Below are 17,519 nucleotides of genomic sequence, written 5' to 3'. Positions count from 1 at the left end.
ATATCCCGTCTATCCTCTTGAAGGAAAAATCAGCTTTATAACCCCATTTCCAGATTCAAAACGATAGTCAAAATAGTGATAATTAATACTTGACAAACCTCCTCTTAACATATAGGCTAACCCCTAAAATTTTTAGGTCTTAGTAATAAAACCAGAATTCATAATTACGTAGCTTGCCGCAGGCTATTACGTAGCTTGCTTCCCGCGTAGCGGGTATTACGTACGCGAAGCGTTGCCGCAGGCTATTACAAATTATTAATTCTGTCCATAAATGCTTGACAAAGTAAACTCACTAAAGGCTTATCCGGTGAAGATTGGGAAATAATATCATTCCCAAAAGGCAGATTTTGCTGACAATGATTACCGTAGATGAAAGTACGTACCCTTGCAGCTTCATAGGGTAAACCTTTGCGTTCAAAATCATGGGCAATACTTTTTAAAATACTTTCAAATTCAGCTTTATCTACATCTTTGAGTGATTCCGCTTCAACAACCGCTTGCCAACTATGTCCTAATGCACGTAATAATAAACATCTCAAGGGGATATTTTGAGTTTGGGATAATTCTGCTTGTAAATGGTCAACAGAATGACGGGATAATCGGGAAATAGCTGCTAATTCCCAGGTTGATTTTTCCATTCCCACAATACCAGCAAATTGCAAAGCCAAATAGGTATCCCAATATAAATAACCACTTTCACAACGCTTGAGTAATCGCTGTTGAACATCGCTAGTAATTTGGTTCAAATCAGCATCACTGACAACTTCCGTAATCCACTTGATTGCATTTGCAGGAGTAACGCGATCGCATTTTTGAAAATAATCGGTACCATCGCCATTTAAACGGTCAATTTCTGCTTGGGTTGCGACTACTAATAACCGCGATCGCGCTCTTGTAAGTAGGGTATACCATCGAAAAGTTTCTTCCAGGGTTGGGGTTCCTGTTCCTGCAAATAAACAAAATGCCACACAAGCTTCAAATTCCCGACCTTTAGCTCGTTCCGGGTTTAAAATCACTAAATTATCATGATTGGCGATGGGTTGGGTACTTAAAATTTTGACTGCTTTAGCCAAATCCCGCAATAAATAGCGACGATTTTCTTCTTTACCACATTCTCCAGCTAATTTGTCCAGAAATTTGAATGCGTCCATTTGGGAATTACATACCAATAATCGCACATTTTCGCCATTTTCAAAAGCATGAATTGGGTTGGCGGGAGTAGGTAATTCCTTACATTTATGTTGGGATGTAATTTGTTGAGCGAGTTGCCAAAATTGATTGGCAAATTCTAAAATCTGACGAGAATTGCGATAATTACGTAATAGTTCGATTGTGTTGCGAATATGTAATTGTCCCCAGGTAAAATCCGTTGGTTGAATCCGTTGATTTAAATCTCCTAACAACCATAAAAATGTCTGATGTCCTTGTGCAGCCCATGATTTACAAACAGAAATAATTGCTTGTAACTCACTTAATAGATAATCCTGGGCTTCATCAACTATTAATAACGTACACTCCGAATTACTCGGATTCAGATTACTTGTATTTTGCACAATTCTCGCCGCATCTAATCGAGATATCCTACAAGCTAAAGCCTTATAAAAGTGTTTTTTACTGATTTTAATTAAACTTTCCAAACGCTGACTATTCGCTTGGTACATAATATTTTTGTGCTGCTGCTGTTGATTTTCCTCCAACACAAAAGCTTGGTACAACAACATATCACTTTTACTCACCTCACCCTCCTTAGTATATTTCATTGCTGCACGCAATGCGGCTAATTCCTGTTGGGGTGAAGCCAGTTTTTCGTGTAAATCTGGATTAATTTTTCCTAACCATTGGGGAAAGGTTCCTAACCAAAAATTTTCATCAGCTAAAGCCGTTTTTACCTCTGCAAATTCGGAAATATCCCGTCGCAATGCTTCCGGAACAATTAACATGGTATTCCAGTTAAAAGCTCGATGAATTTCACACGCAAATAGGGTCGCACACACCGTTTTCCCTGTACCCGGTGCGCTTTGAATCACCACGCAGGAACTATCTTCATACTCATCAATGGTTGCACTTTCCCAATGGGAACATAGTAACCGTAAGGGTTCATCTAAAACATGACGTTGATAGTGGGTCAAAATTGGTGAATACCGATAACTGCCATACACAAACCGATACCAGTCCCGCTCCTGCTCGTAATTCCACTGATAGGCAGGATTTTCAGATAACTCCGTACCCTGGGGATTGAGTAACTCCTGAATCACTTGGGGATGGGCGCGATCGCGATCGAAGGCATCATCATAAATACCTCCCCGTAAACCAGCTTTAATCACAATCAGCGTTTCTTCCCCTTCACGATGCCAAATCACTCGCCATCGACCCGACCGAGTTCGCAGCAAATTTTCAAACCCGCGTAACGGCTTAGTATGCCGTTCGTCCCCATTACTCAAACGATGCAAAATTTGATACACACGCTGCAAGTCACCGGGAGGTAGCTTTTGGATTTCTCGAAACGCAGCCCGAATTATTTTAATCGTCCGCATATCCACCACCATTTCGCCCCTGTCCTTCGCAATTTTATTTTATTATTCCCGTGTAAAATCGAAAATATCAGGGTCAATTAGGATGTCATCTTGAAGTTAAACTACGTGTAGACACCCAATCTGGAAACGGTATCAAACCTTGAGTAGTACATTTTGTCATCGTTGTCAGCGACAAGTTGATTCCCAAGCCGTGACTTGTCCTTACTGTCAAGCGGAATTAAAGGCGTTTGGTCATCCTGGCATTACTTTACATCGAGCGCAGGGAGATAGGTATCTGTGTCCGGGTTGTACCTACGATCGAGATGATAGTTGTAATTTTCCCCAGCGTCCTTTTGCGAAAGAATGTACTCTCTATGACGATTGGGAACAACGCCAAAATAAACGCATGGCAGCCACTCAGCAACCTAGTTGGGGAAAACGCTTACAAATATGGATGCGGCGTTATCAAAGTTTACTATTAATTTGTGGCTTATTGATAATTTGTTTGATTATAGTTATTTCTGCTTCCTAGGATAGGGGAGTAGGAATGAGCTATTTTTTGTTTGGCTTTGCTGTGAATAGGCTACATGTACTGCTGACACTAGAACCTATGAAGCAGTGTTTTCCCTACTCCCTACTCCCTACTACCTAGGTTTCCTAAGAATCTTGAAGGATGGTCTTGGAGACAATGCGGGTTTTCTTGCGGTCAGCATCAGACAACTCCTCACCAGCTTGGAGACGGGTGGCAGAAGTTTGTAAGACCGTAGCTGCATTTTGATCACCCATTTGCAAAGCTGTCTTCGCAGCAGTTTGTAACATGGTTGCAGCACCAGCGCGATCGCCTTGCTGTAATTTTGTCTCCGCTAGTTGGGTTTGGCGGTATTTCGCTAGGGCTAAAATATGTTGTTGGACTTGCGGATTGGGTTGGGGTTGATAAACCTGCTGCACATTAACTTCCACAGGAATGGTTTCCGATAACAAACCAGTTTGGTTGATGGCTGGGTCATCGTAACGTACCTGGAGTTTGGCAATGGTTTGTAAACCGGGTTCCAGTTGGGCTGTATAAAGGTTGGCTAGAACCACCCGTTCCGCATCCTTCATTAAATCCCCTAAGCGCACGGAAAAACGTCCATCGGCTTCCTGTTGGGTAGCCAACTCAATGGTATCAGGGGAGACCTGAGCCACGGGTTTCAGTTCCGCAAATCGCACCTTGGGCATGAGGGAAAATAACAAATAGGCATTAGTTAAACCAACGGTTTGAATCCGGTCAAACAGTTGACTAAAGCGAGCTTCTGCCTCTTCTGGGTGTTCAATATGGGTTAGGGAACCACCAGCAGCATCAGAAATACTTTCCAAGACATCTTGGTTCCAATTATCACCAAACCCCAAAGTATTTAAAGTTAAATTGTAGCTAGCGGCAAGTTGGGCAAACTTTAAACAGCGATTATTATCACCGTGTTCATTTTCGCCATCGGTAAGTAGAAAAGCCTGGGAAATAGTTTCCTTTTTACCCTTTGCCAACTCCTCAATCCCTAAACGCATTCCTTCATCAATAGCCGTTCCCCCATCAGCAGTTAAGCGCTTAATTTGCTGCTTAATTTTTTCCGGATTCTCAATTACTTGATTGGGAACCAATACCTTCGCTCGGTGATCAAAAGCCACCACACTCAAGCGATCGCCAGGACTTAAACGATCGACAATCCGCATAGCGGCTTGTTTGACGGTTTCCAATGGTCGTCCAGTCATTGACCCGCTATGGTCGAGGATCAAACAGAGATTTAAGGGAGCGGTTCGATCCAACGATTCCGCGATCGCAGAAATGGAAATAGCTAACTGACGTTGACTATTAACTTGATTTCCATCCAAGTTGCCATCATTCAACACAGGCTGCAAGCTAACCTTCATAAACCTTTCTATCCAGGCGATACTGACATTTTAATAACTTCACCGCTTCATCTCAACACTACGGATTTTAAATATTCGATCTGAGATGGGGATGTTTGCCGTTAATTAACCTCTGGCTGAGGTCTTGTTCTAGATTATCTAATCAGCTACTTGAAAAAGATGTTTTTTTATACATCGTTACTCAATCACTATAATCTTTAATCCATCCCTAGCACTCAATTCAAAACCACCAACCCCCCATTACCCATCCCCAATCCCCCATCGAAATAATTTGAGTAGAATTGAGATTGCGGATATATTCATGATATTCACAAAAATCCTGGCATTGCTGCTTGTATATCGAGGAATCCACACCTCCACACAGGTATGCCAAAGCGCTAGGATGTATTACAGTTAACGGCATTATTTCAAGCAACGGAAGCTCATGGATATTTCCCCGAAGAAAGCTGTGCAAGCCCAATATTACGGCGATAACTTCTACCGTACCCCACCCCCAGACCTCCCCTCATTGCTCCTGAAGGAACGAATTGTTTACTTGGGAATGCCTTTAGTTCCTGCGGTGACAGAGTTAATTGTTGCCGAGCTTCTGTATTTACAATCTGAAGACCCCGAAAAACCGATCAAAATCTATATTAACTCCACTGGTACTTCCGGTTACAGTGGCGACCCGGTTGGCTTTGAAACCGAAGCTTTCGCCATTTACGACACCATGAAGTACATCAAACCTCCCATCCACACCATCTGTATTGGTACGGCAATGGGAATGGCAGCAATGCTGTTGAGTGCAGGAACAAAGGGTTGCCGTGCGTGTTTACCCCACGCCACAATTGTTTTACATCAACCCAAAAGCTATGCCCAAGGACAGGCTACAGACATCCAAATCCGTGCTAAGGAAGTTTTAGCCAATAAAGCTACCATGTTGGATATTCTCTCCCGAACCACAGGACAACCCAAGGAGAAAATCGAAAAAGACATGGATCGGATGTTTTATATTACTCCCCAGCAGGCAGTAGAATACGGAATAATTGACCGAGTATTCGAGACCAAACAAGATATCGCTAAAGCGCAAATTCCTGCCAGTATCCTCTAATCTGAGATTTTGAGCCAACCCCTAAAACTTTACAGGGAGTAGGGAGCAGTCGGAAAATCAATTGCTTAGGGATTTTGTATTCCGCATTCTGTGTATTGCTCAATAACTAAAAAAGAGCCCGATCCAAACCTATAGAAATTGGAGTTAAAGAAAATGCCTATCGGTGTTCCGAAAGTCCCTTACCGGATGCCAGGAGAACAGTATACTCAGTGGGTAGATATTTATAATCGCCTGTATCGCGATCGCATTATTTTTCTTCCCCGCGACGTGGATGATGAAATCGCCAACCAAATCGTTGCTGTTATGCTTTACCTCGACTCGGAAGAACCTGGTAAAGATATTTTCCTCTATATCAACTCCCCCGGTGGTATGGTGACATCTGGGTTAATGATCTACGACACCATGCAACATATCAAATCCGATGTGGTGACGATTTGTGTGGGATTGGCTGCATCAATGGGTTCCTTTCTCCTCGCAGGGGGAACCAAGGGTAAACGTTTAGCCCTCCCCCATTCACGCATCATGATTCACCAACCTTCCGGTGGAACACGGGGACAAGCAAGTGATATCGAAATCGAAGCTCGCGAAATTATCCGCATTCGCCATCAGCTTAACAGTATCTACGCCCAAAATACCGGACAACCATTAGAAAAAATCGAAAAGGATATGGATCGAGATTTCTTCATGTCCGCCCAAGAAGCCAAGGAATATGGCTTAATTGATAAGGTGATTGAAGAACGAGTTTAACTACTGGTAATTTTGGAAATATCCCCAAGAATATTGTTGACTGCCGACTGGTAACAGTTCACGGTCAACAATATTTGACGTTATTTTACCTTCCTTTATATCTTGCACCTTTACGTATACATACGTTGAATTTCAAAATATACGCGATATAGCTACAGTACTATTGTTTGTTTTTAATGCTACAATAACACTTGGAGCTTTATACTGAGTATTCTATTTCCATCAGCTTTTCTTGGTGCAAGATGTGAGTTCCCTCCATAGACTTCAATTTTTGTCCCGCATCTGCCCAGTGGTCTGTCAACTTTAATTTTGATAGATGGTGGTAGTGTGGGCATCCTGCCCACATTTGAGTTATATATATCTTTATCTATACATTTCTGTTGTGACAAACCACTAGAGGTCGGGGTTTTATATTTTTAATGATTTTGTAATAATATTCCTAACCTGCATTTCTCACAAGTAAGCGATAAGTGTTGAGTAACGGGTTAATTTTCCTACTAATCCCTACTCCCCACTCCCAACTCAGAAATAATTTTTCAGGATTTGCGAGAAATGCGGGTTAAATATAAACATCATCGCGAGTTTCCAATTCCCCATTAAAATCTATGGATGCAATGCAATTTTTTCAACTGAGTGCTGGTCGCTGGAAATCTGCACGTACAACCCACCATTTAGCATTCAAACGCTCCGAATTTGGCGAATCAGAAATTCAAGTTGAAACCCTAACAGCTGATGACCCAGAAATTATTAACCTGTGTCAGATGCATGACATCGATCCCGCTCTATCTATCGGTGGTTCACGGGTACGTTGGTTAGGAACAATGGCTTGGGACAGGGAAGGAGAAGAAAACCACGAAGGTAAAACTGTATTCGCGATTGTCCCCGATGCGGGTAATCCCCGTGCAGGTCGTTTACTCAGAGAACGGGGTTATGCAGAAATAGTCCCCGTGGTTGGACAATTTCATTTAGATGAGGAAGATGGATTAGTTTTAACCACCGAATATGAAACCATGAGTTCCATCGAACGATTTTGGTTTAACGGTGAAAATCTGCGGATGCGCACCAGTACCGTTAAGCGCTTCGGTGGATTTAGCACAGCCTCTTTCTGCGTGGAAACTCGCTATGGAGATGAAACTGCTTTAACCAGCAGCAGTGTGGAGATTACCCAACCCTCCCTCCTCGGTTGGTAGTTTTCAAGTTAAACAGTTAACAGTCAACAAATTCTAGTACTTGACCATATAAGCAAGCTCTGAGGGGTTCGTTGTAGTAGCTCTAACTCCGAAAAAGATATAATATGAGCCACTATACCCACAGGGTTGTCCTAGACTAAGCCATGAAAATTTATGTGGTGAAGTATTGAAGTAGTTAGGGAATGATTTAATTACCGCTTACTGTTTGGATGAGCCATCCTGATGTAAAATTTGATGCATTTTGGCGTGGGATTAGCTACCTGCGACAAGTTCGCCGTTTAGCTTTATCCCCCTTGATGATTGATGTGATCGATGATGGAGGTCTAGCCAATTATCATCATCATCGAGAGATTTGCACCTGGATTGGCGAAAATATCCAAGCAGTAAACGCGACCTTAACAGATTATTTAGATGCTTGTCACCAGTGTTTTGCTCTTTGCGATCGCCCGGCAATTCAAATTTTCGCCACACCCCTAGCAGAGCAATTTGGGATTGATGGGTTATGCAATATTTTTGTCAATCCTATCGCCATTTTAATCGATGTTGGTCGCACCTCACCCAATCATTGGTTGGGTATTGTTGCCCATGAGTATGCCCATGCTTGTGTGGGTGATGTTGGTCACGGGGAACAGTTTGCCAAGATTCTCACCCATTTATGTCTCGGTTTAGGACTGGATTTACCAATTTGGGAACCAGAAACAATGGAAGCATGGTTGTCTAATTATCCCCATTGTCAGTTAATGATTGACCCATTAGCTTTTTGGTTTGGACAACCATATAACCCGGATTTCTCACAAGTAAGTTATACGTCTTGAGTGAGGGATTAATTTTCCTTCTACTCCCTACTCCCTGTAAGTTTTAAGAATTTGTGAGAAATACAGGATAAGACTGATGCCGTACTTCGTCTTATTCAATATTTAAGTAGGATTCCTATAGAATAGAGTTAGTAGCGATGAAAGTTAATATTTGTTATGCATAAATCATTGCAGTATATTATTAATCAAGACGGAGAAGCAGTTGGTGTGCTGTTAGATTTACAAACTTACCAGCAACTAACCGAATTATCGACAGATGATGAAATTTTAACTAGTTTAAGCTGGGAAGAATTACAAGCTTTGTCAGAAAGTATGTTGTCCTCGAAAAAACAAGAAGAGTTAAATGATTTACTAGCCAGAAATGCTGATAACACCCTATCCGTCGAAGAAAAAGATAATTTAGACCATTTATTAGCGCAGGTTGACCAATTAAATATTCTGAAAACTCGGGCTAGATATACTTTGCAAATGAAAAGGAATCAAAACACTGCGTGAGTGTTTATATTTCTGTTGATTTACAACGTCAAATTAGAGCTAAGTTTGCTGCTTGTTGTGCTTATTGCCATACGGCTGAATACCTGACGGTAACAAATTTTGAGTTTGAACATATCACTCCCCTCTCATCTGGAGGAGAAACAGTTTTTGAAAATCTCTGTTTATCTTGCCCTTCTTGTAATCGTTATAAAGCATCCCGTCAAAGTTTTTGGGATGAAGAGACTAAACAACAAGTTTCTTTATTGAATCCACAGCAACAAATATGGTCTGAGCATTTTGCCTGGAGTGAGAACGGAACAGAAATTATTGCTTTAGACTCTGTTGGTAGAGTGACAGTTTCCGCTTTAAAAATGAATCGCCCACAATTAGTTCGTGTACGGAAAATGTGGGTAAGATTAGGAGAACATCCGCCAAATATATAATCAAAGTTGATTGCAAATAAAACTGTATATATATATTTATTTACCGAAAATTATCGGGAATTGTGAGGGATTAACAATCAATGACCACAGATTAGTTGTTAATAAAATCAAACTCAATTTTTCCCACAAAGCCAGTGGAGACGGTAAACATGGCACTTCCTTTGTTAAATTATGCACCCTCTTCCCAAAATCAACGGGTGACGGCATATGAAATTCCTGGAGACGAGCAACCCCGTATTTTTACCACGGATAATTTACTCACAAACTCCGAATTAGACACCTTAATTGCGGCTGCTTACCGGCAGATTTTTCATGAACAACAAATGACTTTATCCGCACGACAAACATTTTTAGAATCCCAATTACGAGCTGGACAAATTAGTGTTCGCGACTTTATCCGTGGACTTGCTACCTCTGACCAATTTCGTCGTCGCAATTACGAAACTAATAATAACTACCGCTTTGTCCAAATGTGTATCCAACGCATCTTGGGACGGGAAGTTTATAATGAGCAAGAAAAACTTGCTTGGTCAATAGTTTTAGCAACAAAAGGTCTAAACGGCTTTATTGATGAATTACTAAATAGCGAAGAATACATCAACAATTTTGGCTTTCACACCGTCCCCTACCAACGTCGCAGAATCCTACCCCAAAGAAGTATCGGAGACCAACCCTTTGCGCGGATGGCTAGATACGATTCCTACTACCGCGACAGTCAACCCCGTGGTAAGATTTACCGTTTAGATAGGGCTACCCAACCCTTCAATCCCCCATTCCTCCGCAATGCTAATTGGCAAGCCGCAGTTGGTGTGTTGATGATTTTTGCTGCTGTCGCAATTCTCACCCTAGCCATCGGATATGGGTTCAACCCAGCCTAATTAACCCCCACTGAATTAAGTTTCGTTAATTTTTATCATCTTCCTCAGAATAGGCCCCGGAGACTCCCTTAAGATATGTTGTAAACTTGTTAATTTTAATTAACCTCAAGGGAGGTTCTCTGTGGCGATTCCTCTTTTAGAATACGCACCCAAAAGTCAAAACGGACGCGTTGCTGGTTACGAAGTTCCGAACGAAGAGCAACCGAGAATTTTCTCGACCGATAACTTGCTCTCAGCTTCGGATATGGACGCTTTAATTGAAGCAGCCTATCGTCAGATTTTTTTCCACGCTTTTAAAGCAGACCGGGAAAGATTTCTCGAATCCCAGCTACGTAGCGGACAAATCACCGTCCGTGACTTCATTCGGGGGTTATTGCTTTCAAACACCTTTAAAAAGAGCTTCTACGATTTAAACAGCAATTACCGCTTCGTTGAGCATTGCGTCCAAAAGGTCTTAGGTCGTGATGTTTACAGCGAACGGGAAAAAATTGCTTGGTCGATTGTAGTTGCCACCAAGGGGATTAAAGGATTTGTAGACCAATTACTAGATAGCGATGAGTATCTAGAGAACTTTGGCTACTCCACCGTACCCTACCAACGTCGTCGTGTTCTCCCCGGTCGTGCGGAAGGTGAACTGCCATTCAACATCAAATCACCCCGTTACAACGAATACTATCGTGCGAAACTGGGTTTCCCCCAAATTATTTGGCAGACCATTGTCCGCAGCTATGTACCCCAAGAAAAACAACCCAAAGCGGGAGATCCACGCAATTTCTTGGCAATGGCACAAAGTATCAACCCATCTGTAAATATGCCACAGAAGGTTTCGCCGCTTAACATTGACTACGACCGCGAGGTTCCCTATCGTCAGTTAGCGGGTATCAGATAAGTATTCAAAAGTCCTAGGTAAGTAGTACTTATTTTCTAGTTACCTAATACATTTGAATGCAACTGGTCATTAGTCGTTAATCAAGAGTCTAGAGTTATAAATCCAAATTTTGTGTTTGGTTTACAGCTTTGATTTTGGATGTCGGCTAATGACCTTAGTTTTTGGGGATTTGTCAAAATTGCAGGGAGTGGGGAGTAGGGAGTAGTGATAAATAATCTCAAGTCGTTTGGGTGGAATGAAGTGGTAGCTTGCTTCTTTTAGAGTACCCAACAAAACTAATATGGAAGACAAATAAATTCACCATAACAATAAATATGATAATTAATCAAAATAGGCTACATTTATCGCTGAATCACTCGACAAGATGAGGTTGAAATGTTGGGTTACGATGCAGAAAATTAGTAATATCGCTGCAAATTGATTTATGCACCGGAACCTAACCTACAATTATCTACAACCTTAACGGAAGTGTATTGGGGTTGGGGGTAGACTTTGGATGTGTGTATGTGTTGGTTAGTGAGAGGTTTGGACTATGGATGTTGACAAATATTTCTATGTCTAAAGAATCACCATATAAACATCTCAAGATAGAGCAATATTTGTACTTGAATACCTATACTAATCAGTTGAAGCTGAATCACCTGACTTCTCAAAAAACATATTCCCTAGATGTTTCTTGAAAATTACGAGAAACAAAATATCGCGAAATTATAGTTAAATTATTTTTACCACCTGATAAATCCAAAATCCATAGACGCGTTGGCGAAAGCCATGCCTTTAGGCTAGCGGATCGACCGAAGAGTAATCCAAAATCCAAAATCTAAAATCCAAAATCCAAAATGAGTGTACGGTTGATTTTTCGGTTATTAAAAGAAACATTTCATGAATGGCAACAAGACGGTGCATCTCGTTTAGCTGCTGCTCTTGCATACTACACAATTTTTTCCCTAGCACCCCTATTGATCATTGCGATCGCAATTGCTGGGGCTATTTTTGGGGAGGAAGCAGCACGGGGGGAAATTGTCGGTCAAATTCAAGGTTTGGTGGGTACGGAAGGCGCTAAAGTTATTGAAACAGCTATCCAAAATGCTAGTCAACCCGATGTTAGCAGTGTGGCTTCCATTATCAGTATTATTGCGTTATTATTTGGTGCTTCCGGTGTATTCGCAGAACTCCAAGAGTCTTTAAATATCATTTGGGATGTGAAAGTTAAACCCAAGCAGGGATTGATGGTCATAATTCGCAAGCGGATTTTATCCTTTTCCGCAGTCTTGGGAATCGGTTTTTTGTTATTGGTATCCCTAATTGCCAGTGCCATTCTCTCGGCGATTAATACCTACTTTAGCGGTCTTCTACCTGGTATCCCTGGGATATGGCGGTTGGTTGACTTCCTATTTTCCTTTTTCAGCATCACGGGGATGTTTGCACTAATGTATAAATTCTTGCCCGATGTGAAAATTCGCTGGAGTGATGTTTGGGTGGGAGCAATTATTACGGCTTTACTGTTTACCATTGGTAAATCAGTATTGGGAATTTATTTAGCACGGGGAAGTTTTGGTTCTACCTACGGTGCTGCGGGTTCCCTGGTGATTATATTGGCTTGGGTTTACTATTCAGCCCAAATTTTATTTTTCGGAGCCGAATTTACCCAGGTGTACGCTCGTAAATTTGGTGGACGTATCCTACCGGATAAATACGCAACCTATGCGAATCGCAAAAGCTAACCCGATGGGATGAAAGGATGTTCGATTTTAGATTTTGGATTAACACCAAAATTATTGTCGCGTAGAGACGTAGCAAGTGAATTGAGAATTTATGCGATCGCAATCCTAATCCTAGATGTTGAACCCACTTAATTATAATTATATATTCTTGCCATCAAAAACAGGTTTACAGGAATAGTAAGATTAGATACCTCCGATTTTCTATCTCTGTTCCACACCTCCCACAACTGGGGTAAATTCGTCTCCTGCAAACGGATCGGTTCCCCCAGTCCAGTTAAAGTCACTGATGCGGAAACTAATTCCACCGAGTTCCAAAACCGGGTTATAACGCAGTGTCACCCCGTAGGTGCGACGACTGTATTCTAGGGAGTATTCTGTACTGCTACTTTTACCGTTATCCAGGTTGAGGGATGTTTGGAAACCAAAACGGAATGGTCCATAAATTTGCTGGACAATACCAAAATTTAACAAGCGGTTATCCACAAATCGATCAAATAAAAATGGTGATTTCCCATCACGTACCCCTTGGGAATAACTCAGACGGAAACCAGTGTAATCTAAAACCTGTTTGGAAAAATTACCAATTTGTCCCTCCAATCCAATTGTCCCAATTAAGGTATTTTGACTATCACCATTGGTATAATAGGTAGCCGTCCCATTGACTTCTCCAAAGGCATTTAAATAGGGTAAAACTGGGTTCGCCGTATATTTCAGTCCCTCGGTGGAGGTCGCTGGTAGGGTTTGACCGCGCCAAATGGGGATACTACCAAAGATTTTGGCGTTTCCCTGAAATCTCCCCAGAGAAATTAAATCATTATTGCGAATTGGTTCAAGTAAATCCAAGCGGTCAGTGTTAGCATTGATATATTGGGCACCGGCTTGGTAAGTTGCATTTAAGCCGGTTTTACCCAGGGGAATAACTGGTGAAAGAATTACCGCTCCTAAACTGCTTTGAACACGTTGAAAACCCAGGGTACCATTGTACAGGCGATCGCGGTAATTAAAATCCAGGTTGAATAGGTGGGGTCTGGTATCCCCAATCACTTGCTGAAAGCGTAAATTTGCCCGCAGGTTGTTATCAATGTCTCCTAAATCCAGACTCTCTAAACTTGCTTGACCATCAACTCGACTTTGAGGACCAAGCAAAGCTGTGACTTGACTTTTTAAGCCGAATAGGGAGGCAAAATTACCAGCATTATTAGTCACTGCTTTTTGGGCAAAAAACTGGGGGGTGATGCTCCATTGCACGGTTTCCGTATTTACCGGTTCAAATCTCCGTTCCAAAAACAATCCTCCCCGTCTGTCACCATCAAATCCCGGTGATGCGATTAAGGGTGTGACATTCCGTCCCCGTCGGTCGATTACCTGTTGGTTATAGGGTATGGGTAAGGAAAAACCTCCATCGAAAACTAATCTTTGTCCTTGGGTGCGAACTCGATCTCTAAATGGAGATTCACGGGTAAGGGTGACACGGTTTGCCCGTAATTCTAATTCAGGAGGAGAAAAGGGATCATTAGTTAACCGCACATCTTCAGCTTGCCAACCACGGGGAAAAAAGTCAATGCGTCCAGCTTCAAACCGGATACGTCTGACTTCTCCTCCCTGTCTCGATAAATTCAGATTACTGACATCAGGATTTCCCCCCAAGTTAACATCAATTCCCCCCGGACTCCCCACACCCGTCAATGGTTGGCGTTGACGAATGCGATCGCTTAAGGGTTGACGGGGAACACCACCAGCTACACTTGGTGTAAATGACAAGTCTGTCCCCGCGCTAGGTATAAATATTTCGCCGCTACCACGCTGAATTTCACCACTGTCCTGAATAAAATTGTAAACAAAGCGTCCCCCCCGCAAAACTTGATCCCCACGGGTGAGAGCAACATTACCATCCCCAACGGCAATTAAATTATCCAGGCTAACTTGCACCCGATCCGCATCCATCACTGCACCATCAAATCGGACAACGACCTTACCTTCTGCTGTCACCACCCGTCTTTGTTCATCGTATTCTTGACGGTCGGCAATCACTTCAACTATTCGCCGTGTATTTTGGTTGTTGGCTGGTGTTTGATTATTTTGATTGTTTTGGCTTTGAATTACTGGCTGCTCCTTGGAAGTAAAATCAATCGTTGTCGGTGTACTGTTAGTTCCTGTCCGTGATTTAAATTCCAGGGTGGAGGGACGGGGGTCGTCGTGATTGGCAAGGGTACTAAATTTTACCCTTAGAGGTTGTACTGTACTTACTTGATTGGGAGCAGAATTAGTATAGGTGGTTTTTTGTGAAGGTAAGTAATTAGAATTAGAAATATTTTGACCAGCCTCTGATGGCCGATTTTGAGAATTATGTGTAGTTTTTTTGATAGTATCAAGATTAACCGCAAATGATGTTGGCGATCGCCAAGATTCACCGCTTTCTAAACCAGGTAAAATGGGGATACCTATTTCTAGACCAGAGCCTAATAACTTGGCACTATTTTGAGTTGGTTTGTCATCATTGGGGGTGAACTCCGGGGGGAATATTTCCGGGATACTACTAGGATTTATAGTACTTTTATTGACATTTTGATTCCGTGAATTTAACCCATCAACCCCTGATTTTACCTGTCCAGCACCATCTACAATTTCAACATGGCTGGATGTAGGAGATTCAGTTGGGGATAATGGAGAATCTAGCTGTTTGGAATTGACCTGTTCAACCTCCGGGGGTTGAATTTGGTCATCCTTTGCATCTACACTAGTGGAAACCACACTTGCAGATGGAAACGTTGCTACAGCTAAGGACAGGTGAGGTGGCACAAAGGGGTAAACCATATTGCAGCAAAGCTATGCCTAATAAGTAGTCAACAAATAGTCGGAAGGAACAACCTCCCGACTCGACAATTTTGCCTGAACATCAAGCAATTTGTTTAGTTACAGCTACAACACTTTTGCTAGGAATTCGATTCATTTGTCATTTTCAGACAGATTTTCCCATTGAGCGATCGCATTTGTGATGAAAGAAATTAATGTATCAGTCACAACAACATCTGCCTAGAGAAAAACGATTATACCCAGCATTTTATATGTGCCAAATTTCCAGTCCAACCTGCCATAATACGCAAAACATGCACAAAATTTGGACTGGAAAACATTGCCGCAGTATTACTCGAAATCACGACGACCGGGGTTACGAGCAGGGTCATTGGACAAAAATCCAAACACAAACAATGAAACAAAGAAGGCAACAACAATGTAAACAACTACTTTTAAAGCCAGCATAACCTTAAATTCCTTTGGGTATATTTTGAAAGCGCTAATCACAGCAAAAACCAGGATATAGAGTTGAAAAAACCAGGGAAAACACCTAGTCATCGCACCCCTTTCACCTCAATGCTGCATCCAGAACTGGAATTTTAGTGACTCCAGGAATCATGAAAAATCCCCTTTTCCTCAGCGCTTTGGCAATGCAAAAACTACAACTCTAATTATCTTACCCAAATCTCACCCCTTTTTGGCGGAAATTTACAGTTGTGACTCAGTGAGTTTCAGAAATGTTTACAGCTGGTTAGCAACCAATGAATTCCTAGCTCCAAGTATTGACTCTTGTGCTTGTTGACGTTAAATGGTCTGCTAGGTTTCCCAGTCTATCTTCTCTAAAAACCTATTGGAGCAAATCCCGAAAATTCACGGGGATTAGCCTATATGTACTGCTGACACCAAACCTATAGATGCACTTAGCCCAATTTGCTGTTTGAAATCAGAGCAGTTTTCCCACTTAATACTCACTTTCAAGTGAGAAAGAAAATCAAAGCGTTACTTCAGGTTGATCCCGGATTTTCTCCTAGGGGATAGTCCGTACAGACGACCCGTCGGGTCGTCTGTACAGGGAATAGGGAGTAGAAAGCATATTCAGTTATTGCTCAACGTTTACCGTTCACCGATGAGAAGACAGGTTATATAATTACCACGTTCATCCACTGAGCTTTCAATAATACGGATAATGCTCACAGATAAACTATCATCCGTCAACTGTCAACAAAACAAAAAGGAAATATTCAGTATACGAAGTATAACTTACTCGCTCAACATCCAGGTAAAACACTTTGTCTGTAATTCCTATCTACTAGAAATGCGTTCTATTCTCATCAACTGTTCCATCTCTATCCTTTCTCGTTGCTGTACTTCCTCCGACTGATTCAAGGTTGGTTTTCGTTGTCTAATTACTTTCGCTGGAACCCCAACCGCAACCGAATAGGGGGGAATATCCCTAGTCACCACAGAACCTGCACCAATTACACAACCTTTACCAATCGTCACTCCATCGATAACTGTGACACCATGACCCAACCAACAGTCATCACCAATCACAATCCCTTTCCGGGTTACTCCTTGGGAAGCAATATCAACCGTTGGATCGGCAAAATTATGGTTGTTCGCATGTATACCCGTATGGGCGGCGATTAAACAAGATTTGCCAATGCGGATATTTCCTGGACCAGCAAAACAAACATAGGGACCAATATATGTATCCTTATCTATAAAAAAGTATGTGTTATCCAAAGCACGAATATCGACCCCGTATTGAATCTGAACACCATCTTCAAAAATGACTCTGTTGTTATCCCCGATGGCATTCACATTCACATTTCTTAGGATTTGTACTCCATCACCCAATTCAATTGCTGATGTATTCATAAAATCCACATTATGTTGAATCCAGGTGTTTTTACCAATCCGTCGAAAAATTAACCGATAAAACCACACTCGTAAATGGGAACCGATAATCCGGGTGGGAATTCCTGAAAGCAAATTGAGGAGGATGAATTCGAGAAGGCGATGAATTTTTTTATTCGTGATTCTTCCATTCAT

Annotated in this window: 15 protein-coding genes; 10 read left to right on the top strand and 5 right to left on the bottom strand. The window is 41.9% G+C overall.

Translation table 11 applies throughout. The features are described 5' to 3' along the window. Nucleotides 1-245: 245 nt before the first annotated feature. Nucleotides 246-2,546 carry a hypothetical protein gene (locus CDC37_RS02095; protein ID WP_231943193.1) on the bottom strand — a complete coding sequence of 767 codons (2,301 nt, stop codon included), beginning with the start codon at nt 2,544-2,546 and terminating at the stop codon, nt 246-248. 127 nt (nt 2,547-2,673) lie between these two features. Here CDC37_RS02095 and CDC37_RS02090 point away from each other — a divergent pair, with 127 nt between their 5' ends. After that, on the top strand, nt 2,674-3,045 hold the full coding sequence (locus tag CDC37_RS02090) for a zinc ribbon domain-containing protein (RefSeq protein ID WP_096620266.1): 372 nt from the start codon (nt 2,674-2,676) through the stop codon (nt 3,043-3,045). A 125-nt stretch (nt 3,046-3,170) separates the two neighbouring features. Here the strand turns inward: CDC37_RS02090 and CDC37_RS02085 are convergent, their stop codons facing one another. Then, a complete protein-coding gene (locus CDC37_RS02085; RefSeq protein ID WP_096620265.1) occupies nt 3,171-4,418 on the bottom strand; it encodes a vWA domain-containing protein in 1,248 nt (415 codons plus the stop codon). Nucleotides 4,419-4,842: 424 nt separating this feature from the next. Between CDC37_RS02085 and CDC37_RS02080 the strand changes: the two genes are divergently transcribed. From CDC37_RS02080 to CDC37_RS02040, 9 genes are all read left to right on the top strand, one after another. Further along, a complete protein-coding gene (locus tag CDC37_RS02080; RefSeq protein WP_096620264.1) occupies nt 4,843-5,508 on the top strand; it encodes an ATP-dependent Clp protease proteolytic subunit in 666 nt (221 codons plus the stop codon). Between the two features lie 153 nt (nt 5,509-5,661). Beyond that, on the top strand, nt 5,662-6,255 hold the full coding sequence (locus CDC37_RS02075; protein ID WP_096620263.1) for an ATP-dependent Clp protease proteolytic subunit: 594 nt from the start codon (nt 5,662-5,664) through the stop codon (nt 6,253-6,255). Between the two features lie 605 nt (nt 6,256-6,860). Further along, nucleotides 6,861-7,445, top strand: a complete 585-nt coding sequence (locus tag CDC37_RS02070) for a phycobiliprotein lyase (protein WP_096620262.1) — start codon at nt 6,861-6,863, stop codon at nt 7,443-7,445. 209 nt (nt 7,446-7,654) lie between these two features. Continuing rightward, nucleotides 7,655-8,260: a hypothetical protein gene (locus CDC37_RS02065; protein WP_096620261.1), complete on the top strand. Its 606-nt coding sequence runs from the start codon at nt 7,655-7,657 to the stop codon at nt 8,258-8,260. Between the two features lie 156 nt (nt 8,261-8,416). After that, complete coding sequence (locus CDC37_RS02060; RefSeq protein ID WP_096620260.1) at nt 8,417-8,755, top strand: hypothetical protein; 339 nt, start codon at nt 8,417-8,419, stop codon at nt 8,753-8,755. Then, a complete protein-coding gene (locus CDC37_RS02055) occupies nt 8,752-9,177 on the top strand; it encodes an HNH endonuclease (protein WP_096620259.1) in 426 nt (141 codons plus the stop codon). The genes CDC37_RS02060 and CDC37_RS02055 overlap by 4 nt, the downstream gene beginning before the upstream one ends. Before the next feature lie 149 nt (nt 9,178-9,326). Continuing rightward, nucleotides 9,327-10,055, top strand: coding sequence for a phycobilisome rod-core linker polypeptide (locus CDC37_RS02050; protein ID WP_096620258.1), 729 nt, complete (start codon nt 9,327-9,329; stop codon nt 10,053-10,055). A gap of 121 nt (nt 10,056-10,176) precedes the next feature. After that, nucleotides 10,177-10,944, top strand: coding sequence for a phycobilisome rod-core linker polypeptide (locus CDC37_RS02045; protein WP_096620257.1), 768 nt, complete (start codon nt 10,177-10,179; stop codon nt 10,942-10,944). An 839-nt stretch (nt 10,945-11,783) separates the two neighbouring features. Further along, on the top strand, nt 11,784-12,668 hold the full coding sequence (locus CDC37_RS02040; protein WP_096620256.1) for a YihY/virulence factor BrkB family protein: 885 nt from the start codon (nt 11,784-11,786) through the stop codon (nt 12,666-12,668). A 201-nt stretch (nt 12,669-12,869) separates the two neighbouring features. Here the strand turns inward: CDC37_RS02040 and CDC37_RS02035 are convergent, their stop codons facing one another. The 3 genes from CDC37_RS02035 to CDC37_RS02025 form a co-directional block, all read right to left on the bottom strand. After that, entirely contained in the window at nt 12,870-15,482 is a 2,613-nt protein-coding gene (locus tag CDC37_RS02035; protein WP_096620255.1) for a DUF3769 domain-containing protein, read from the bottom strand. A gap of 330 nt (nt 15,483-15,812) precedes the next feature. Next, nucleotides 15,813-15,929: a photosystem II reaction center protein I gene (locus tag CDC37_RS02030; protein ID WP_096625825.1), complete on the bottom strand. Its 117-nt coding sequence runs from the start codon at nt 15,927-15,929 to the stop codon at nt 15,813-15,815. A gap of 837 nt (nt 15,930-16,766) precedes the next feature. Next, complete coding sequence (locus tag CDC37_RS02025) at nt 16,767-17,519, bottom strand: acyltransferase (RefSeq protein ID WP_096620254.1); 753 nt, start codon at nt 17,517-17,519, stop codon at nt 16,767-16,769.

Origin of the sequence: Calothrix sp. NIES-3974, from assembly GCF_002368395.1 — a bacterium.
Taxonomy (GTDB): Bacteria; Cyanobacteriota; Cyanobacteriia; order Cyanobacteriales; family Nostocaceae; genus NIES-3974.
The sequence above is the reverse complement of the archived record's forward strand: the minus strand, read 5'-3'. Positions and strand labels throughout refer to the sequence as shown.